This is a genomic window from Streptomyces sp. NPDC020983 (assembly GCF_044333485.1).
Lineage (GTDB): Bacteria > Actinomycetota > Actinomycetes > Streptomycetales > Streptomycetaceae > Actinacidiphila.
In genome coordinates this window covers 654622-674333 of the sequence record NZ_JBIRRA010000001.1, presented here as the reverse complement: position 1 = coordinate 674333, position 19712 = coordinate 654622, and the positions used below count along the sequence as shown (strand labels likewise).

Below are 19712 nucleotides of genomic sequence, written 5' to 3'. Positions count from 1 at the left end.
CCTCGGTAAGCGTTGACCGTGCCCCCGGACCGGTCGCACGGTCTCGGGGGTCTTTCTCGCTCTAGGCAACCGGTGCGCTACGCACAGCGGTACCGTGGACGCGCAGACGCCTTTTAAGAGCGTTAAGCCGCGTGAGGAGCGAGCCCATGAGCGGCCGTCACCAGAACGAAGGTCTGACGCGGCTGTACCGCGAGAGCGGCTGGACGCTGCGCCAGTTGGCCCAGGAAGTGAACAAGGTCGGTACCGAGCGAGGGACGCCGACCCGTTACCAGGCGCCATCGGTTCACCAGTGGCTGGACGGGCACCTGCCCAAGGAAGCCGCACGTCCCCTGATCCTCGAAGCTCTCGCACGCCGGTTGCGCAGGCCCGTCACGGCGGCCGAGGCCGGATTCCCGCCGTTGACGGGTCAGGAGAGCGGCACCGAACCTGGCATGGTGGAAGACCTCGTCACGATGGGGAGGGAAGACATGGACCCGTCCCGCCGCAAGGTTCTGGCCGCAAGCCTCTACGCCGCTGCGTTGCCCGTTCCCGCCTATGCCGATCTGGTGGGCCGTACGAGAGCAGGTGCCACCGGGCGGAATGCCCGCATCGGTGCGGGTGAGGTGGCCACCGTCAGGACGATGACCGAGTGCATCGCGGACATCCTCGACGAGTTGGGGGGCGGCCACGCACGGCCCATGGCCGCGGCCTTCCTCGTCAACACGGTCGGCCCGTACCTGCGCGCGCAGGCGTCGGAGCCGGTGCGCAAGGACCTGCTGTCGGCGGTGTCCGACCTGGTCTATCTCACCGGGTGGATGGCCATGTACGAGCGGGCGCACGGGCTCGGGCAGCGGTACTACCTCCAGGCGCTGAAGTTCGCGGCCGCCGGAGAGGATCACGTCACGTACTGCCGGACGCTGCGCGGCATGGCCCTGCAAGCCGCCAACCTCAAGCACTCCGGGAGGGCCCTGTCGCTGGCGGACGCCGCCGCAGAAGCCGCGCCCTTGGCCGGGCCACGCCTGCACGCCTTCCTCGCCGGGCAGCAGGCACAGGGCGCCGCGCTCGTCGGGGACAAGCGGCTCGCGTTCGCCCGCCTCGCCGAGACGGAGGCAGCCCTGTCCAAGGCGGACGGCCGCCGGGACGCAATCGGCGGGTACGACCAGGCCGCCTACCTCTTCCACGTCTCCGGCGTCCGCTACGCGCTCGGCGACGTCCACGGCTCGATCACGTCCCTTCGGGAGTCCAACCGGGTCCGCCCACCGGTCGAGAAGCAGGGCCGCGCCCACGCCAACGGCCTGCTCGCCCAGCGCCAGCTGGAAGCCGGCCATCTCGAAGCGGCCTGCGCCACCTGGCAGTCCTTCCTCGACGACTACGAGCACCTCTCTTCCTCCCGCGCCGACGAGCACTTCGACACCCTGCGCACAACCCTCCGCCCGTACGTCGCCCACCCCGGCGCCCGGCAGGTCCACGACCGGGCCCGGCAGCTGGCCCGCCTCAAGGCGGCCTGACCGGCAACGCGCCGGCCCGGTCAGGAGACCGCTCCCGCGTCGCTTAACGCTCTTAAAAGTCATCGCCGCCTCTGCGGTACCGCTGTGCGTGTTTCTCCCGTTGCCTGGAGCGAGACGGACAAGGACAACCGAGGAGGAGATGTGCGGACTCTCGCCGACACGGAGACGGCTGCGCCTACCCCGTGGGGATGGCGCCGTATGGTGCCGCTGCGCAACGGTTCCCCGTCGCTCTGGCGGTACGCGGGGATCGACCCGGTGACGCAGACCGGCCGATGGATCGGAGCGGACGGAGTCATGACGCCGGCCGAACTCGGCAAGCACGGAACGAGCGTGAACACGTACCCGCCCACCCAGGTGGGCAAGGACGGCAAGGTGGACGCCGATTCCGGCCACGACGCAACGCAGGACTAGGGGCCGTGCCGATGGACGAGCGCCCGGTACTGGTCTGCACTGAGTACGAAGACGCGACCGCCGACCTGGTTGTCGCGGAGCTGAACCGGCGCCGGGTGCCCGTCCTCCGGTTCGACCCGGGGCGGGACTTTCCCGCGTCCGCGGTGCTGTCCGCGCGCACCGGGCCGCAGGGGTGGTTCGGGGAGCTGACGGTGGGGGACCGTACGGCCGATCTCTCCTCCGTGCGCGCCCTGTACCACCGCCGTCCCAGCACGTACCGGACGGAGGACGGCACGCAGGCGGCCCGGTTCGCCGCTCAGGAGAACCGGCGAGGCCTTGGCGGGGTGCTGGCCGCCCTGCCGGAATGCCTGTACCTGAGCCACCCGCAGGCTGTCGCACGGGCGGAGTACAAGCCTGCGCAGCTGGACGCGGCCGCCCGCGCCGGGCTCGATGTCCCGGCCACCCTCATCACGAACGAGCCAGAGAGGGCCCGGCAGTTCTGTGCCGAACAGCCCACGATCTACAAACCCTTGCACGCGGCGGCTTATGAGGTCGACGGCGAGCCTGCCGGAATCTGGGCCGCCCCGGTGCACGCGGCCGAGATCGACGACGCGGTGAGCCACAGCGCCCACCTGTTCCAGGCGCGGGTGCCGAAGGTGGCGGACGTGCGGGCTGTTGTCGTCGGCGATCGGGTGTTCAGCGCGCGGATCACCGCGCCGTCCGAGGTCGTGGACTGGCGAGCCGCGTATCGGAGCCTCACCTACGAGCCGGTCGCCTGCCCGAACGGGGTACGCGGTGCGATGGTGCGGTTCCTCGCAGGCTTCGCGCTGAGCTTCGGTGCGTTCGACTTCGCCGTGACAGGAGACGGCGCCTGGTGGTTCCTGGAGTGCAATCCCAACGGGCAGTGGGCCTGGCTCGAAGACGCTGCCGGGCTGCCGATCACCCGTGCGATGGCGGACCTGCTGGAGAACGGAGCACAGCCCACATGACCAGCCCCACGCGCTCAGAGGACTTCCGCGTCGAGCTGGCGCGGCGACTGACCGAGGCCGGCGTCCTGCGCAGCCCTGAAGGGAGGGCAGCCGTTGTGTCCGTACCGCGCGAGGCGTTCCTTTCGCGCGGCTGGTTCGAGTACGAGGGCGGTGGCTGGTACCGCCCCGTGACCGAGAGATCGGCGGAATGCCTGGCACGCGTCTACGAGGACGACACCCTTGTGACGCAGGTCGCCGGGGGCGTCTTCGCCGACCAGGTCGAGGGGCGCATCGCTGCGGCACCCTCGTCGTCGTCCACCCTGCCGAGTCTGGTTGTGCGGATGCTCGAAGAGCTGCGCCCGGCCGAGGGGCCGCGAGTCCTGGAGATCGGCACGGGGACCGGCTACTCGAGGGCGCTGCTCTGCCATGCCGTCGGCGAGGACAACGTCACCACGGTGGAGGTCGACGCCGAGGTGTCCGCACTCGCCGGAACGGCCCTGGCAGGGGCCGGTCACCGGCCCGCTCGCGTGGTCGGTGACGGGCTGGCCGGCTACGCGGAAGGAGGCCCGTACGACCGCGTGATCGCCACGTGCGGGGTGCACTCCGTGCCGACCGGCTGGCTCGCGCAGACCCGGCCCGGCGGGGAGATCCTGGTCACGGTCGGCGGGTGGATGCACGCGTCGGAGCTCGTACGGCTCACCGTCGCCGACGACGGCACGGCCGAGGGCCCGGTGCTCAGCGGGCATGTCTCCTTCATGCCGGCCCGCGCCCACCTTCCGCCCCCCGTGGGCGTCCTGCCGGAGCTCGACGAAGGCGAGGCCGTCCCGGCGGCGCTGGGCGCGGATGTGCTCGACGACTGGACAGCCCGCTTCGTCGCGCAGTTCGCCGCACCACGCGCCCAACTGCTCGTACTGGAGCGGAACGGCCGCACGGAACACGTCGTGGTCGACGTGGAGGCCGTGGCGTGGGCGGTTCTCTTCCGGGACGGCGAACGGTGGATGGTGCGGCAGGGCGGTCCGGTGCGGCTCTGGGACGACATCACCGGCAATGTGGCCCGCTGGGTGGCGGACGGGCGCCCGGCAGCTGACCGTATGCGGCTGCGTGTCGGCCCGGAGGGGCAGAACCTCACCTGGGCCTGATGCGGGGCCTCCTGCCGCCCGCCCGCTGTCCCCGGCGGGCGGGCACCGTCACCCGTACGAGAGCTTGCTGCACGGGTCCTCGTCGGCGGAGCGGGCGGATTTGCTGATGTTCGTCGGGAGGGGGGTCGGGGTGGAGGAGGCCGAGGTGCCGCCCTTCGCGACGGTGGCCGCGTAGTCCGCGCCGAGGACGACGTTGATGCCGTGCGTGTTCAGGGGGACGAGCTGGGCGCCGGGGAAGACCTTGGCGACCGTCTTCGCCCGGGTCTCGTCCGCCGTGCCGTACTCGATGCGGGTGACGGCGTGGTCGCGGGACTTGGCGTTGGTGGTGTCGAGCACCGTGAAGCCGTGGGACTTCAGCAGGTCGCCGCCCTTGCCGGCGAGGCCGGTGGTGAGGGTGCCGTTGTAGACGGAGACGTCTATGCCGGTGCCGTCGACCGTGGCGCCGGGGCTCGGGGTCGCGGAGGCGCTGGGCGTGGTCTTGCCGGAGGCGTTGACGCCTTCGAGGGTCTGGTCGGCGCGCAGGGTGGCGAAGAGGTTGTCGACGTCCGGGTGCACCAGGTCGATGCGCGCGCCGGCGTACTTCCACGGCGCGGTGATGAACTGGATGTTGTTGAGGTCGATGCCCTTGAGCGACAGCCCGAAGGACATCAGCTTGGCGGCGCTGCCGAGGCCCGGGTCGACCGTGAGGGACTTGGTCGCGGCGTTGGCGAGCGGCAGCAGCGTGGTGGGGTTCATGCCCTGGCCCTTGACCTTCTTGATCAGGGCGGAGAGGAAGGCCTGCTGCCGCAGCATGCGGCCGACGTCGGAGTTGTCGCCGACACCGTGCCGGACGCGGACGTAGTCCAGGGCGTCCTGGCCGGAGAGGTTCTGCATGCCGGCCTTGAGGACGACCTTGCCCTTGTGGCCGAGGTTGGGGTTGAGGTCCCCCTGGTAGATGTTGTTCGGGACGCAGACGTCGACGCCGTGGACGGCGGAGGTCATGGACGCGAATCCGGCGAAGTCGACGACGATCGTGTGGTCGACCCGCATCCCGGACAGTTTCTCGATGGTGTTCTGGGTGCACGCGGGGTTGCCCTTGGCGGTGCTGCCCATGGAGAAGGCGGAGTTGAACATCGCGGACGGCTGGTCCTTGGACCACTTGCCGTCGGGGAGCAGGCAGGGCGGTATCTCGACGAGCGAGTCGCGGGGTATGGATATGCCGACGGCGTGTTTGTGGTCGGGGTAGACGTGCAGCAGGATCGTGGTGTCGGAGCGGCCTATCGCGCCGGATCCTGAGCCGCCGAGCTTGCCGTTCTCACCGGAGCGGGTGTCGGAGCCTATGAGGAGGACGTTGACGGCCTTGTCGCCGTTGGCGTCGGCCTTGGTCTCCGCCGGGCGGTCCTTGCTGATACCCGCGGAGTCGAAGGTGTCGATGTTCGCGTTGAGTTTGAGGTAGATCGCTCCCGCGCCGCCGACGAGCAGCACCACGAACGACACGACTATCGCGATGATCCAGCGTTTGCGGTTGCGTTTCCGCTCCCGCTTGCGCCCACGAACGCCCATCTGCCTTTACACCTTCGGTCCGGTGGCACCCGCACACATCACGACGAAGCCCCAACTTCTACCAGTCGATCCGGATTGGCCGTATGACCGGGGTCACATGCCGCCGGGAGGGCGTTTGCCCAGCCAGACACTGTACGGCGTCAACATTTGGGTGACGTGTGAAAAGCGTGGAGTGACAGGGTGGAAGACCGGCGGACCGCCGGGGGCGCACAGCGGGCCGCCGGGAGGGCGACGTCAGGGCCGCAGCGCCTCGTCAAGGGTGCGGACGGGGTGGAAGGCGGCGTCGAGCCCGGTGAGCGCGAGCAGCCGCAGGGTCCGGCCGTGGTCGCACACCATGGCGGTGCGCCCGCCGCGGGCCAGTACCCGGCGGCGCGCGCGGACGAGCAGCGAGAGCCCGTAGCAGTCGATGAACTCCAGCGGCCCGAGGTCGAGGACGACGAAGGGCGGCGCGGGGGCGAGGGTGGCGGCGTCGAGGTGCGGGTGGACGCCGCGGGCGCTGCCGAGGTCGATCTCGCCGGCCAGCTCCACGACGACGGCGCACGCGAGGCGGTACGAGCGCGCGTGCGCGGTGGGCGGCGGCAGCCCTTCTTCGTTCACCCGAGCAACCCCGTCCCTGGCGTGACTCGCGCCACCGTAGCCGTGCCGCGGCGCGGCACGGGAGGGGGCGGGGGGCGCACGCGCCCGTCGTTCACACGGAAGGGCGAACAACGGGCAGGTCGGCCGCGTCCCCTTCCCGGATCACCGGCGCCGGCGGACCGCCCGCGTCACAGTTCGCGCCGGAGTGCGGCGAGCCAGTCCACCGACTCGGCGGGGCCGAGCGAGATACGGTCCAGCGTGGTCATGGCCTTGTCGTACTCCACGACCTCGTCGTGCTTGTCGATGTAGAGCGCGCCGGTCAGCTGCTCCAGGTACACCAGGTCGGGGAGATCGGACTCGGGGAAGCTCAGCAGCGTGAAGGCGCCGCCGCCCGCGGCGTGCCCGCCGATCGCGAAGGGCAGGACGCGTACCTCGACGTTGGGCGCGTCCGCGGCCTCCAGGATGTGCGCGATCTGGTCGCGCATGCCCTGCCGGGTGCCGAAGGGGCGGCGCAGCGCACCCTCGTCCATCACGGCGACGAAGTGCGGGGCCCGCTCGGAGACGAGCAGCTTCTGCCGTTCCAGGCGTAGGCCGACCCGCCTCTCCACCCAGGCGTCGGCCGCGCCGGGGTGACCGAGCCGGATCACCTGCCTTATGTAGTCCTCCGTCTGCAGAAGACCGTGCACGAACTGCACCTCGAAGGTGCGGATCAGCGCGGCGGACTCCTCCAGGCCTACGTACGTCTGGAACCACGTCGGCATCACTTCGCCGTAGCCGTGCCACCAGCCGGCCGCGTTGGCCTCCCTCACGAGTCCCAGCATGGCGAGCCGCTCATCCTCCTCGGTGACGCCGTACAGCGTCAGCAGATCGGCGACATCCCGCTCCTTGAAGCTGACTCTTCCCAGCTCCATGCGGCTGATCTTCGACTCCGAGGCCCGGATCGAGTACCCGGCGTCCTCCCTGGTGATCCCCCGCGACTCACGCAGCCTCCGCAGCTGCGCTCCGAGCAGCATCCGCCGCACGATGGACCCGCCTCCCGGCTGCCCTGCGCTCATAAGTCACGCTCCGCCCTTGGTTCATCAGCAGTCTGCCACTAATGGCTTGCGGGCAGTACCCGTCTCGTCACTCTCGAACGACGCGTGCATCAATTCCTTGCAGATGCACGTGCAGACGCCCTTGCATCCTCGGGTCCCGATCCATGAGCATGGTGACCGTGCAGATACCCCGGGGGCAGGTATGAACGCGGAGACCGCACCCGCGCTGTATCCGTTATGGCAAGGCGTGCTCGCGCCCGAGCGGCTTGCCGCGGGTGACGGCGCCACGTGCGAACTTCCCGCCACCCCGGAATCGGTGCGCGAGGCGCGCCGTTTCACGCGTACGACACTTCAGCGCTGGGATCTCGCCGCGCTGCTGGACTCCATGGAGCTCGTCGCCTCGGAACTCGTCACCAACGCGCTGCGCTACGCGGTGCCGCCGGACGCCCCGGGCACCCCGGTGCGGCTGAGCCTGGCCCGCTGGACGAGCCGGGTGGTCTGCGCGGTACGCGACCCCAGCGAGATCGCGCCCACCCCCAAGGAGGCGGATTTCGTCGCCGAGACGGGCCGCGGGCTGCACCTGGTGGACTCGTTCAGCGAGAAATGGGGATGGCACCCGCTGGGCGGCACCGGAAAAGTGGTCTGGGCACTGTTCCTCGCCGCTCCGGCCGTCCCGCGCCTGCAATCCTGAGGGACCGTGCTCACGGTCCCGGCATGAGGTGGTCGAACTCGCCCGCCTTGATTCCGATGATCATCGACTCGATCTCGGCGCGGGTGTAAATCAGCGCGGGGCCGTCCGGAAAGCGCGAATTGCGAACGGCCACGTCTCCGTCCGGCAGTGCGGCGAACTCCACACACGTGCCATTGGCATTGCTGTGCCTGCTCTTCTGCCAGACCACACCCGCGAGGTCATGAGCGGGCATTCCGTTGTGCGTCCGGCGCATCAGCCACTCTCCAATAGTGCCGTGTGGTACAGGAGATGATAACTCGGAGCGGGCGCACGTGCATCTGCACGTGCAAGTGCACGTGCAGTCACTGCGCGTAACGCACTCACCCGCTCTGACCCGAACCTGCCCGGTATGAGAAACGCGGTGGCAGGCCCCCCGCTACGGTCCGATACGATTGACGGTCCGTAGATGAATTCCTCACTCCACGCTACGAATTGGGAGCAGCCTGCAATGGCTCGTCACCTCATCACCTCGGCCCTGCCCTATATCAACGGGATCAAGCACCTGGGCAACATGGTGGGGTCCATGCTCCCCGCGGACGTCTACGCCCGGTACCTGCGCCAGCGCGGGCACGACGTCCTCTACATCTGCGGCACCGACGAGCACGGCACCCCCGCGGAGCTGGCCGCCAAGGAGGCCGGGCTCCCGGTCGACGCCTTCTGCGCGCAGGCGCACGACGCCCAGAAGGCGATCTACGACGGCTTCGCACTCTCCTTCGACCACTTCGGCCGCAGCTCCTCGCGGCAGAACGTCGAGATCACCCAGCGTTTCGCGCGCCGCCTGAACGAGAACGGCTTCATCGAGGAGCGCGCCATCCGCCAGGTCTACTCGCTGACCGACGAGCGCTTCCTGCCCGACCGCTACATCGTCGGCACCTGCCCGCACTGCGGCTACGACAAGGCCCGCGGCGACCAGTGCGAGAACTGCACCCGCGTCCTCGACCCGACCGACCTCATCGAGCCGCGCTCGGCGATCAGCGGGAGCACCGCCCTGGAGGTCAGGGAGACCAAGCATCTCTTCCTCCTCCAGTCCAAGCTCGCCGCCGAGGTCGAGTCCTGGCTCGACGCGACCAGTGCCGACTGGCCCACCCTGTCGTCCTCGATCGCCCGCAAGTGGCTCACCGAGGGCCTGCACGACCGCGCGATCACCCGCGACCTCGACTGGGGCGTGCCCGTCCCCGCCGACACCTGGCCGGACCTGGCCGCCGAGGGCAAGGTCTTCTATGTCTGGTTCGACGCCCCGATCGAGTACATCGGTTCCACCAAGGAATGGGCTGACGCCGCTCCCGAGGGCGAGACGCGCGACTGGCAGTCCTGGTGGTACGAAGCCACGGACGTGCGCTACACGGAATTCATGGCCAAGGACAACGTGCCCTTCCACACCGTCATGTTCCCCGCAACCCAGCTGGGAACCCGGGAACCCTGGAAGATGGTGGACTATGTCAAGTCGTTCAACTGGCTGACGTACTACGGCGGAAAGTTCTCCACCTCGCAGCGCCGCGGCGTCTTCACCGACGCGGCGCTCGACGTACTCCCCGCCGACTACTGGCGGTACTTCCTGATGGCCAATGCGCCTGAGTCGGACGACTCCTCCTTCACGTGGGAGCTGTTCACCGCGGGCGTCAACAAGGACCTCGCCGACACGCTCGGCAACTTCGTCAACCGCGTGCTGTCCTTCTCGCGCAAGCGCTTCGGCGACGAGGTCCCGGCGGGCACCGCCGCGGGCGAGGCCGAGGCCAGGCTCGGCGGGCAGATCGCCACGCTCCTCGCGGAGTACGAGGGCCACCTCGACACCCTCCAGTTCCGCAAGGCGGCGCAGTCGCTGCGCGCGCTGTGGAGCGCGGGCAACTCCTACCTGGAGGAGAAGGCCCCGTGGATGGCGATCAAGACCGACCCCGACGGCGCCGCGCTGACCCTGCGCACGGCGATGAACCTCATCCGCCTCTACGCCGTCGTCTCCGAGCCCTTCATCCCGGCCTCCGCGGCCGCGATGCGCGCCGCCTTCACCCTCCCCGCGGACGACGCCCGCTGGGTCACCCCGGAAGAGGCCCGCGCGCTCGACGCCGTCCCCGCCGGGACGCCCTTCACCGTGCCGCCGGTGCTCTTCGCCAAGATCACCGAGGACGACCTCGCGTCGTACGTCGCCCGCTTCGGCGGCGATCCGGCGGAGTGACCCCCGCGGAGTGACCCCGGCGGAGGGCGGCGCCCCCGCCGGGGCTCACCCGAAGGCCGCGGAGGACAGCAGGTCCCGCGCCTGCTGGAGTCGGGCCTGCGAGGGGGTGGCGAGACAGGCCACCGCCCACACGACCGTGCCGTCGGGGGCGACCGCCGTGCGGGTCAGCTGGCGGGTGCCGCCGACCGTGCGGCAGGCCCTGTAGGGAGCGGCCTCCGTGAGGGGGAGGGCGTAGTCGTGGGCCTTGCCGAGGGGCATCTTGGGCTCCTGGCGGCGGAACATCACCAGCGCCCCGCCCTCCTCCAGCGCCAGCGCCAGGGGTGTGCAGAAGCCGTCGAGGGCGTGCGCGCAGCCGCCCGCGGGCAGCACCATGCGCTGGGTGCCGAGGAAGAGGCTCGTCGTCGCCGGGTCCGCGAGGGTCTGCCAGCCCGGCCCCCTGGGCAGCTGGAGGACCAGGCCCCCCAGGCCGTCCGGGCGGTAGCCGGCGAGCGGTGTGGTCGGCGCCGCGCTGGGCCGCGGGGTCGGGCTGCCCACCACCGCGGGGCCCGCGTGGCCGCCGCCGTGCGGGCGTACGAGCCCCGGCACGGCCGCCAGGCCCGCCGTGAGGGCCAGCACCGCGGCGCCGGTCACCGCGGCCGTACGCCGCCGGCGGCGCCGCCGGATCTGCTCCCGGATCCGCTCCAGCCGCTGCGCAGGCGCGGGCAGCTGCGGCACCGCCCGCTCCAGCAGCGCGCGCAGCTCCTGCTCCGTGAGGTCCTGCTCCGTACGCTCCGGCTCACTCATCCCCGCTCACCGCCGTCCGCCAGGGCCGCCTCGGGCAGCAGCCCGCGCAGTGTGCGCAGCGCCTTGGCCGCCTGGCTCTTGACCGTGCCCTCCGAACATCCCAGCGCCTCCGCGGTCTCGGTCACGCTCAGGTCCTCGAAGTACCGCAGCACCACGACCGCCCGCTGCCGCACCGGCAGCGCCCGTACGGCCGTGGCGAGCGCCTGCTCCAGGTCCACCCCGGCGTACGCGTCCGGGGCGGGCGCGCGGTCCGGCACGTCGCCGTGCGGCACCTCCCCGCGCCACCGGCGCCGCCACCACGAGGCGTGCGTGTGCACCAGGGCCTGGCGGACGTACGCCTCCGGATTCTCGTCGGCTATCCGCGGCCACTTGGGCCAGACCTTCGCCAGGACGGTCTGCAGCAGGTCCTCCGCGAGGTGCGCGTCGCCCGTGAGCAGCCAGGCGACACGCAGCAGTCTCTGGCCGCGTGCCGCGACGAACTGCTCGAACCCGCCCTCGCTCACGGCCGTTCCTCCCCACACCCTCCTAACGCGCCGGCGCGGCGCCCCGGTTGCCCCGCCGGGCGGGCGTTTCGCGCGGCCGCGCCGGGCACGCGCTCCCGGGCCGCGGCTGCGGCGCCGGGCACGCACCAGGGGCGCGGGGAACGGCGCGCCCAGCCCACCACCGGCCTGGGGTCCGGATCGGACCGTACTGCCCCTTCGGGCCGGTGACGGCCCGCGCCCCCGGTGGTTGCCCGGCGCGGCACGCGCAACCCGGAGAACGGGCACCCCCGCAGCGCAGGCGCAGCCCGGCCCGGCACGGCAGCGCGCCGCGCGCGGAGCCCGTGGGCTACTTCCGGCGGAGCTGGATGTGGAGCTCGCGCAGGCGGGTCTCCGAGACCTCCGACGGCGCCCCCATGAGGAGGTCCTGCGCCTGCTGGTTGAGCGGGAAGGCGATCGTCTCGCGGATGTTCGGCTCGTCCGCGAGCAGCATGACCATGCGGTCGACGCCCGGGGCGATGCCGCCGTGCGGCGGGGCGCCGTAGTGGAAGGCGCGGAGCATGCCGCCGAACTCCGCCTCGACCGTGTCGCGGTCGTAGCCGGCGATCTCGAACGCCTTGTACATGACCGCGGGTTCGTGGTTGCGGATGGCGCCGGAGGACAGCTCGATGCCGTTGCAGACGATGTCGTACTGCCAGGCGAGGATGTCGAGCGGGTCCTTGGTCTCCAGGGCCTCCAGGCCGCCCTGCGGCATGGAGAAGGGGTTGTGGGAGAACTCGACGGCGCCGGTGTCCTCGTTGCGCTCGAACATCGGGAAGTCGACGATCCAGCAGAAGCGGAAGACGTCCTCCTCGAACCGCCCGGCCCGCTTGGCGGCCTCGACGCGGACGGGGCCCATGATCTTGGAGACCTCGTCGAACTCGCCGGCGCCGAAGAAGATCGCCGTGCCCGCCTCGGCACCGACCGCCTCGACGAGCGCGGTGACGTCGTCCTCGGTGAGGAACTTGGCGATGGGGCCGGTCAGCGCGTTGCCCTCGCCGACGCGGACCCAGGCGAGGCCCTGCGCGCCGAGCGAGACGGCGTATTCGCCGAGCTGGTCGAAGAACTTGCGGGGCTGGTCGGCGGTGTCGGGGACGGCCAGGGCGCGGACGTGCTTGCCCGCGAAGGCCTTGAAGCCGGAGCCGGCGAAGACGTGGGAGACGTCGACGAGTTCGAGGGAGGTGCGCAGGTCCGGCTTGTCGTTGCCGTACTTGAGCATGGACTCGCGGAAGGGGATGCGCGGGAAGGGCGAGGTGACGCGGCGGCCGTTCCCGAACTCGGTGAAGAGGTCGGTCATGACCTTCTCGATGACGCCGAAGACGTCCTCCTGCTCGACGAAGCTCATCTCGACGTCGAGCTGGTAGAACTCGCCGGGCGAGCGGTCGGCGCGCGAGTCCTCGTCGCGGAAGCAGGGCGCGATCTGGAAGTAGCGGTCGAAGCCGGAGATCATCAGCAGCTGCTTGAACTGCTGCGGCGCCTGCGGCAGCGCGTAGAACCTGCCCGCGTGCACGCGGGAGGGCACCAGGAAGTCGCGCGCGCCCTCGGGAGAGGTGGCGGACAGGATCGGGGTGGCCATCTCGTTGAAGCCGAGGGCGGTCATCTCGCGGCGCAGGAAGGAGATGACCTGGGTGCGCAGCATGATGTTGCGGTGCATGCGCTGGCGGCGCAGGTCGAGGAAGCGGTTGGTGAGCCGCATCTCCTCGTTGGCGCTGTCCTCCGGGAAGACCGGGAAGGGCAGTTGGTCGGCGGCGCCGAGCACCTCCAGGGAGGTGACCTCCACCTCGACCTCGCCGGTGGGCAGCTCCGGGTTGACGTTCTCCGCCGAGCGGGCGACGACGCGGCCGTCGACCCGCAGCACGGACTCCTTGGACTGGCTGCTCAGCGCCTCGTACGCGGGCGAGCCGGGCCGGGCGACGAGCTGCGTGAAGCCGTAGTGGTCGCGCAGGTCGACGAAGAGGATGCCGCCGAGGTCACGGCGATTGTGCAGCCAGCCGGACAGGCGGACGTCGGTGTCGACGTCGGTGGCGCGCAGCTCTCCGCAGGTGTGTGACCGGTACCGGTGCATCGTAGGTTCGTCCAAGTCGTCAGGTCGTCGCGATGGCGGGGGAACCCCCACAGCGTACCGGCGGCGGGTGGCGCTCCTCATCCCCGTATCCCCCTGCCGGGCGGCCCGCGCGGCCTGCCCGCGGATGCGACAGGCTCGCCCATACCATCGCACTCCTCATAAAATGGGCCAATGCACACCGAGGACGTGCTCGCGGCCGTGGGGTCGGGGGTGTGGCAGTGGGACGCGGCGACCGAGGAGATCGCGGTGGACGCCCTCGCCGCACACCTGCTCGGCCTCCAGGACGGCGCCGGGACGTACCGTACGGCCGCGGTCCGGGCCTGCCTGCACGCCGCGGACTACGTGTCGGTGTCCGCCGAGGTGGAGCTCGCCGCGGCCGAGGGCACGGTCGCCGAGCAGCTGGTGCGGGTCGTCGGGCCGGACGGGTCGGTGCGGCGGACCCTGCGGGCGAGGATCGCGCCGCGCCCGGAGGGGCGGATCAACGGCACGCTGCACGAGGTGCCGGTCGGCGGGAACCGCCCGGGGCGGCCGCCGCGCGACTGGCGGCGGGCCCGGGAGGCCTTCCTGCTGGACGCGGGCCGGGCGCTCGCCGAGGCGGATTCGACGCAGGAGGTGCTGCGGGTCGCCTCGACCCTGTCCATGCCCGGCTTCTCACCGGACGGCCTGGCGGTCTACGGCGTCGACAGCGACCGGCTGTCGGTCATCGGCCACCACGGGCAGGAGGTCATCGACCCCAGCATCCTGGACATGCCGCTGTCCGCGGACTACCCGGCCGCGGTCGTCGCCCGCACCGGCCAGGCGGTCTACCTGCCGACCCCCCGCTCGTACGCCGAGCGCTTCCCCGCCACCTGGCCGCTGGTGCGGCCGTACGGGCGCGTGTCGTGGTCGTACCTGCCGCTGACCGTGGCCGGGACGACGATCGGCGCGTGGATGGCGGCGTTCCGCGAGCCGGTGGAGTTCACCCCCGACGAGCGCGCGGTGCTCACCACGGTGGCGCGGATGCTGGGCCAGGCGCTCGCCCGGGCCGGCCAGCACGACTCCGAGCGGGCCCTCAGCGACGGGCTCCAGCACACGATGCTGCCCGCCCGCAAACCCGACGTCACCGGGATGGCGGTGGCCGCCCGGTACGTCCCCACCGGTGGCGGCCTCCAGGTCGGCGGCGACTGGTACGACGTGATCGACCTGCCCTCCGGGCGCACCGCGATCGTCATCGGCGACGTCCAGGGCCACGACGTACGGGCCGCGGGCATCATGGGCCAGCTGCGGATCGCGCTGCGTGCCTACGCGGCCGAGGGGCACGGGCCCGACGCCGTCCTCAGCCGCGCCTCGCGCTTCCTCGCCGGGCTCGGCCGCACCTCCGCCGACGCGCGCTTCGCGACCTGCCTGTACGCCGAGGTCGACCCGCTCACCGGCACGCTGGAGATGGTGCGCGCCGGTCACCCGGAACCCGCGGTGCGGCTCGGCGACGGCACCACGATCCTGCGCCGCACCGCCGTGGGCCTGCCGCTGGGCATCGAGCCCGACGCGGACTACCCGACCACCCGGATGGTCCTGGAGCCCGGCGAGGTGCTGCTGCTGTGCACGGACGGCCTCATCGAGACCGGCGGCCACGATCTCGACACCGGCTGGAGCCGGCTCTCCAGGGCCCTCACCGCGGGCCCCGCGGGCGATCTCGAGGTGCTCGCCGACTCCCTCGTCGAAGCCGTCCACGGCCCCGCCTCCCACCAGACGACCGGCCCCCTCGCCGACCGCCGCGAGGACGACATGGCGCTCGTGCTGCTGCGCCGCGATCCGGACGGCCCGACCTGCGCGGTGCCCGTCCGCCGCACGATGCTGACCATCTCCCAGGACGACCCCGGCCAGATCCGCGCCGCCCGCGCCGACATCCGCGCCCTCCTGCACGACTGGTCCTCCCCCGACCAGGTCGAATCCGCCGTCCTGCTGGTCTCCGAGGCCGTCACCAACGTGCTCGTCCACACCGACGGCGACGCCGTCCTCCTCGCCCAGGTCACCGGCATGCCCGGCACCCGCCGCCTGCACGTCGACGTCGGCGACCGCTCCGACGAGATGCCCCATCCCCGCGACCCCGGTGAGATGGCCTCCTCCGGCCGCGGCCTGCTGCTGATGGAGGAGCTGGCCGACGCCTGGGGCGTCGATCCGCGCGGCGACGGCAAGGCGACGTGGTTCGAGCTGTACGAGGCGGTGCCGCCGGCGGGGGACGGGGACTGATCCGCGCGGGGGCGGGCCGAGCCGCTGGACGCCCGATGCGGGCGGACCGGGCGGGTTATCGTATGGGCTGAGGGATTCCGGGCGTCGGGGGAAGGGGAAGCCGGGATGGGCTCGCCGGATGCGCAGGAGTTGACCACACGGGCCGCGCAGCTGCGGGGGCTGGCCGCCGACATCGAGGCGCTGCCGGACAAGGCGCGGACGTTCGCGACACAGACGATGACGCAGTGGGAAGGGCCGCACGCGGACCGCACCCGGGGTGAGATGAACACCTGGCGGACCACGTGCCACACCGTCGCGGAGCACCTGCGGACGGAGGCGAACACCTGCGAGCAGGACGCCAAGAACCTCGACAAGAAGCACTAGCCGGCGGGCGTACGCGCAGCACGACCGCACTCCGAACCGCGACAGGGAGCACCCGACCATGCCCTCCTACGACAGTTCCCGTGCCCGGCTCCGGCTGGCGGACCGGCACGTGGCCGTCCTCGGACACCTGGCGGACGGGGAGACGCCGCCCGCCGAACTGGCCGAAGCGCTCGGAGAGTTGCAGCAGATCGGGCTCGTCGGGGAGGAGGGCGAGCTGTCCCCCCTGCTGAAGGACCTGGTCGTCACCTTCGCCGATCCGATGGTCATGGTCCAGGTGGAGGTGACCGGCGAGCACGGGGCCGTCAGCCACGGGATCGTCATCGGGCAGGACGCCGTCGTCGTGCACGACGGGTGGCCCGGGCAGGAGGAGTCGGAGTACGTCTCCGCCGAGCCGAGCATGCTGCTGTGGGAGCTGGCCCGGCTGGTCAACCTGCGGACCGGCGAGACCGTCGAACCGCCCGTGGAGCGCGTGGAGACCACGATGGGCGTCCTGGACGCCGCCTTCGTCGCGCTCGGCGAGGCACCGGGCGTCGAGATCGCGGAGGGCGCGCGGCAGGCCCGCAAGGCCGTCGCCGAGGCGGGCGGGCCCGCCGAGCCCGCGCTGTCGCTCTTCGCCGACCTCGTCGCGGCCCTCAACTGCACCTGGCGCGTCACCACCGTGTGGGGCGGCCGGCAGGACGGCGAACCGGCGACGAGCCTGCGCGCGCTGGCCGTCTGGGACTGCGGGCCGCTCGGCTACTGGGTGCGCGAGCAGCCCGAGGAGCCGATCCTGCCGGGGCAGGTCACCCCGGACAGCCCCCTGCACCTCGCGCGCGTCACCGCCGCCCAGGTGTGGGAGCGGCTGACCGACCTGCTGCCCGACAGCGAGGACCTGCTCGACGCGCCCGGCGGCTTCACGCCCCCGCAGCCGTAGCGGCTATTCCCCGCCGCCGTCGCCGGGGTTCATGAGCGCGCGGAAGGGCGCGCTCATCAGGGCCCCGCCGACGGACAGGGACGAGGTGTCGGTCTCCTCCAGCACCAGCGCGACCGCCAGGTCGGTGGCGTCCACGCCCCCGCGCACCGCGCCCCTGCGCCGCCGCCGCGAACCCGCGCCGCCGACCGGCTCGCCGTCCGTGAGCGTCACCCGGTCCTCGCCGCGCCGCAGTTCGAGCCCGCCGGAGCGGCCGGTGCGCGCGTACGTGTACTCGCGGCCGCCGAGCCGGATCCGCAGCGCCCGCGAAGCCCTGCTGACCCCCAGGGAGTTGGCGCCGATTTCGGCGGTGACACCGCCGACCGTCAGCACGGCCTTCCTGCCGAGGTGCGGCTCGCCGCCCATGCCGGTGCCGCTGACGGACGCGGGCGGCAGGTGCTCGCCGGCCAGTTCGGTGCGGAAGACGTCGCCGGACTTCCAGCTCGCCGGCTTGGCGTAGGAGATCCGGACGAAGCCGTACGCGCCCACCGTGCCGCTCAGGCCGTGCTGGGTGTCGTCCTCGAAGGGCTCCAGTTCGAAGCCGAAGTCGTTGTCGCTCATGCGCCTTCCGTGGTCGGGGCGGTCGCCCTGCGGGGCGTGCTCTTACGGCGGGGGCTGGGCTCTCTCGGTCCGCGGCGGGGCGGGGCCGGAGAGCCCTACCAATGGAATGGATTGAGTTTCTTCGCGACGTTCTTCGCCCCGCTCGCGAGGCTCTTCGCCCCGCCGGCGATCTTGTGCCCGGCGTCGCTCGCCGTCTTCCCCGCCCAGTCCAGGGCCTTGCCCGTGCCCTTGGTGATGTCGCCCCAGTGCTGCACGATCTTCGCACCGCCGTAGACGATGCCGGTGCCGACGACGAGCCCGAAGGTGACGGGGTTGGGGGCGATCATGGCGGCGGTGAGCGAGGCGTTGAAGCCGACCTCGGCGACGTCCGCGACGTAGCCGGCGCCGTTCCGCTTGAAGGCGTCGACCGGGTTGCCCTGCGAGATGACGTTGGCGGCGCTGAAGACCGTACCGGCCGCGCTGCCCGCGATGCCGAGGCCGCGCAGGGCGCCCGACGTCTTGCCCGCCACACTCAGGCCCTTGAGCAGCGAGGCGCTGCGGGTGGCCGCGGGGATAGCCTCGTCGCCGACGCGGGCGGCGGTGAAGGCGTTCTTGCCGACGGTGAAGAGGTTGGCGTTGCCGGCCCGGACGACCGGGACGCCCGCGTGCGTCAGTCCGCCGTAGAGGCTCGCCAGTTCGTCGGAGCCGACGACGAAGTCGATGACCCCGTTGACGGTGACCCCGCCCGCCAGCGGCCGGCTCATGAAGCTCAGGCCGCGGAAGGCGTTCCAGCCCGTGCCCGTCCAGTCGCCGATGAGCCCGCTCGTGCCGGGTATGCGCTGGAGCCCCGCGCTGATCCTGCCGGGCAGCCACGAGCCGGGCGCGCTCAGCGAGCGCAGCCTGGGCTCCCACGTCTCGAAGGCCCGTCCCCACGTCTGGATCTTCGCGTTGGGGATCCTCTGGACGCCGCGCGCCGCCCAGTCCTTCCAGGTCTTGCCCCAGCCCTGCTTGAAGGAGTTGCCGAGCAGCACCTTCGTCATGGCGGTGCCCTGCACGACGACGTGCCCGGACGCGTCCGTCACCGACTTCCAGTCCCCGTAGGCCCCGAGCAGGTACTGCACCGCGGGCTCGAAGGGCTGGAGCCCCGGAATGCTGGTCAGGGCCGTCGCCTTGAGCCGGTCGATCCAGTCGTTGAGCGACTCGTCGGGCCTGCGCTGGAAGGTGGAGGCCTTCGGGTCCTTGCTGTTCGCCACGGAGTTGGCGATCAGCAGCGCCTCGGGGCTCAGGGCGTCGCCCTTGTAGTTCTTCAGCTCGTCCGGCGTGAAGCCGGCCCACAGCAGCCCGCCCGACAGGTCCCCGTTGTCCATCCGCACGTGCGCGGCCCGCTTGCGCAGATCCGGCGCGGTCTCGCTGACCCACGCCACCATCGGCCGCAGCCCGGCCAGCTTCGCCGTCACCCCGAGCGTCGCCGCCCGCCGGAAGGCGGAGTCGGTGGCGTTCTTCAGACTCGTCGGCGCGGATCCGTCGAGCAGGGTGGCGAGTTGCTCCAGGTCTTCCGGTTTCACACTGCGCACGTGACGTTTCCCCCCGTGTCGAAGCGGACCGCAGCACACACCGGCGCACGCGTGTGGCGCACTTGGCGACTCCTTGATGGTAGCCAACGCCAGTTTTGACGTTCAGGGGTGTCGCGCGGGTTCCACCGGCCCGCCGGTCAGGGCAGCGCCAGCCCGGCGACCACGGACTTGCCCCGCTGCGGGCGCGGGCGTACGCCCCAGGCCGCGGCGAGCGCCTCCACGAGCAGCAGCCCGCGGCCCGACTCGCCCTGCGGATCCCGCCGGCCGGGCGGCACGGGCCGGGCGTCCCCCGGATCCGAGACGGCCAGCCAGTAGTGCCCGTCCGCGGGCCACGCCACGAGCTCGACGAGCTCGTCGGACCCGGCCCCGTACCGTACGGCGTTCGTGACCAGCTCGCTGGTCACGAGGGCCAGCTCCTCGCACAGCCTCTCCGGCACGTCCTTGGGCAGCCAGTCGGCGAGCGCACGCCGGGCGCGCCCGGCGGAGGCGGGATGGGCGGGGAACCGCCAGAGGGCGGGCACGACGGGAATCTCGGGCACGGCGAACTCCGTTGCGAGGGTGAGGGTGTGAGGGGTTCGCCGGTGGCATGCCGCCCTGGTCGCGAGCGCACCCGCCCCAGGGCGGACGGGCATGCTCGCGCGGTGCGCTTCCGGCG

Annotated in this window: 19 protein-coding genes; 9 read left to right on the top strand and 10 right to left on the bottom strand. The window is 71.8% G+C overall.

What is annotated here, in order from left to right; genetic code table 11:
• Positions 1-146 precede the first annotated feature (146 nt).
• The 4 genes from ACH4SE_RS03155 (at position 147) to tgmC (ending at position 3984) form a co-directional block, all read left to right on the top strand.
• Positions 147-1487 carry a hypothetical protein gene (locus ACH4SE_RS03155; RefSeq protein WP_398541510.1) on the top strand — a complete coding sequence of 447 codons (1341 nt, stop codon included), beginning with the start codon at positions 147-149 and terminating at the stop codon, positions 1485-1487.
• A gap of 84 nt (positions 1488-1571) precedes the next feature.
• Complete coding sequence (gene tgmA / locus ACH4SE_RS03150) at positions 1572-1898, top strand: putative ATP-grasp-modified RiPP (protein WP_398541509.1); 327 nt, start codon at positions 1572-1574, stop codon at positions 1896-1898.
• A gap of 11 nt (positions 1899-1909) precedes the next feature.
• Positions 1910-2866 (top strand): ATP-grasp ribosomal peptide maturase, encoded by a 957-nt coding sequence (gene tgmB, locus ACH4SE_RS03145; protein ID WP_398541508.1) that lies wholly within the window; start codon positions 1910-1912, stop codon positions 2864-2866.
• Positions 2863-3984 carry an ATP-grasp peptide maturase system methyltransferase gene (gene tgmC, locus ACH4SE_RS03140; RefSeq protein WP_398541507.1) on the top strand — a complete coding sequence of 374 codons (1122 nt, stop codon included), beginning with the start codon at positions 2863-2865 and terminating at the stop codon, positions 3982-3984. The genes tgmB and tgmC overlap by 4 nt, the downstream gene beginning before the upstream one ends.
• Before the next feature lie 48 nt (positions 3985-4032).
• On the opposite strand, the gene ACH4SE_RS03135 is transcribed toward tgmC, so the two are convergent.
• The 3 genes from ACH4SE_RS03135 to ACH4SE_RS03125 all read right to left on the bottom strand — a co-directional run bounded on the left by ACH4SE_RS03135 (position 4033) and on the right by ACH4SE_RS03125 (position 7157).
• Complete coding sequence (locus ACH4SE_RS03135; RefSeq protein ID WP_398541506.1) at positions 4033-5526, bottom strand: LCP family protein; 1494 nt, start codon at positions 5524-5526, stop codon at positions 4033-4035.
• Between the two features lie 234 nt (positions 5527-5760).
• Positions 5761-6123 (bottom strand): anti-sigma factor antagonist, encoded by a 363-nt coding sequence (locus ACH4SE_RS03130; RefSeq protein ID WP_398541505.1) that lies wholly within the window; start codon positions 6121-6123, stop codon positions 5761-5763.
• Between the two features lie 167 nt (positions 6124-6290).
• On the bottom strand, positions 6291-7157 hold the full coding sequence (locus tag ACH4SE_RS03125) for a helix-turn-helix domain-containing protein (RefSeq protein ID WP_398541504.1): 867 nt from the start codon (positions 7155-7157) through the stop codon (positions 6291-6293).
• Positions 7158-7338: 181 nt separating this feature from the next.
• Between ACH4SE_RS03125 and ACH4SE_RS03120 the strand changes: the two genes are divergently transcribed.
• Positions 7339-7827, top strand: a complete 489-nt coding sequence (locus tag ACH4SE_RS03120) for an ATP-binding protein (protein ID WP_398541503.1) — start codon at positions 7339-7341, stop codon at positions 7825-7827.
• Between the two features lie 10 nt (positions 7828-7837).
• Here ACH4SE_RS03120 and ACH4SE_RS03115 read toward each other — a convergent pair whose 3' ends face one another.
• A complete protein-coding gene (locus ACH4SE_RS03115) occupies positions 7838-8080 on the bottom strand; it encodes a DUF397 domain-containing protein (RefSeq protein ID WP_398541502.1) in 243 nt (80 codons plus the stop codon).
• A 234-nt stretch (positions 8081-8314) separates the two neighbouring features.
• Between ACH4SE_RS03115 and metG the strand changes: the two genes are divergently transcribed.
• Positions 8315-10036, top strand: a complete 1722-nt coding sequence (gene metG, locus ACH4SE_RS03110) for a methionine--tRNA ligase (protein ID WP_398541501.1) — start codon at positions 8315-8317, stop codon at positions 10034-10036.
• A 45-nt stretch (positions 10037-10081) separates the two neighbouring features.
• Here the strand turns inward: metG and ACH4SE_RS03105 are convergent, their stop codons facing one another.
• The 3 genes from ACH4SE_RS03105 to aspS all read right to left on the bottom strand — a co-directional run bounded on the left by ACH4SE_RS03105 (position 10082) and on the right by aspS (position 13402).
• Positions 10082-10819, bottom strand: a complete 738-nt coding sequence (locus ACH4SE_RS03105) for a hypothetical protein (RefSeq protein ID WP_398541500.1) — start codon at positions 10817-10819, stop codon at positions 10082-10084.
• Positions 10816-11322: a SigE family RNA polymerase sigma factor gene (locus tag ACH4SE_RS03100; protein WP_398541499.1), complete on the bottom strand. Its 507-nt coding sequence runs from the start codon at positions 11320-11322 to the stop codon at positions 10816-10818. The genes ACH4SE_RS03105 and ACH4SE_RS03100 overlap by 4 nt, the downstream gene beginning before the upstream one ends.
• Positions 11323-11647: 325 nt before the next feature.
• Positions 11648-13402, bottom strand: a complete 1755-nt coding sequence (gene aspS, locus ACH4SE_RS03095; protein WP_398541498.1) for an aspartate--tRNA ligase — start codon at positions 13400-13402, stop codon at positions 11648-11650.
• Between the two features lie 171 nt (positions 13403-13573).
• Here aspS and ACH4SE_RS03090 point away from each other — a divergent pair, with 171 nt between their 5' ends.
• The 3 genes from ACH4SE_RS03090 to ACH4SE_RS03080 all read left to right on the top strand — a co-directional run bounded on the left by ACH4SE_RS03090 (position 13574) and on the right by ACH4SE_RS03080 (position 16907).
• On the top strand, positions 13574-15631 hold the full coding sequence (locus ACH4SE_RS03090) for a SpoIIE family protein phosphatase (protein ID WP_398541497.1): 2058 nt from the start codon (positions 13574-13576) through the stop codon (positions 15629-15631).
• 105 nt (positions 15632-15736) lie between these two features.
• Entirely contained in the window at positions 15737-15994 is a 258-nt protein-coding gene (locus ACH4SE_RS03085) for a WXG100 family type VII secretion target (RefSeq protein WP_398541496.1), read from the top strand.
• Between the two features lie 58 nt (positions 15995-16052).
• On the top strand, positions 16053-16907 hold the full coding sequence (locus ACH4SE_RS03080) for a hypothetical protein (RefSeq protein WP_398541495.1): 855 nt from the start codon (positions 16053-16055) through the stop codon (positions 16905-16907).
• 3 nt (positions 16908-16910) lie between these two features.
• On the opposite strand, the gene ACH4SE_RS03075 is transcribed toward ACH4SE_RS03080, so the two are convergent.
• The 3 genes from ACH4SE_RS03075 to ACH4SE_RS03065 all read right to left on the bottom strand — a co-directional run bounded on the left by ACH4SE_RS03075 (position 16911) and on the right by ACH4SE_RS03065 (position 19596).
• Entirely contained in the window at positions 16911-17504 is a 594-nt protein-coding gene (locus ACH4SE_RS03075) for a hypothetical protein (RefSeq protein WP_398541494.1), read from the bottom strand.
• Positions 17505-17599: 95 nt separating this feature from the next.
• Entirely contained in the window at positions 17600-19057 is a 1458-nt protein-coding gene (locus tag ACH4SE_RS03070; RefSeq protein ID WP_398541493.1) for a PE-PGRS family protein, read from the bottom strand.
• Positions 19058-19194: 137 nt separating this feature from the next.
• A complete protein-coding gene (locus tag ACH4SE_RS03065; RefSeq protein WP_398541492.1) occupies positions 19195-19596 on the bottom strand; it encodes an ATP-binding protein in 402 nt (133 codons plus the stop codon).
• Positions 19597-19712: the final 116 nt, after the last annotated feature.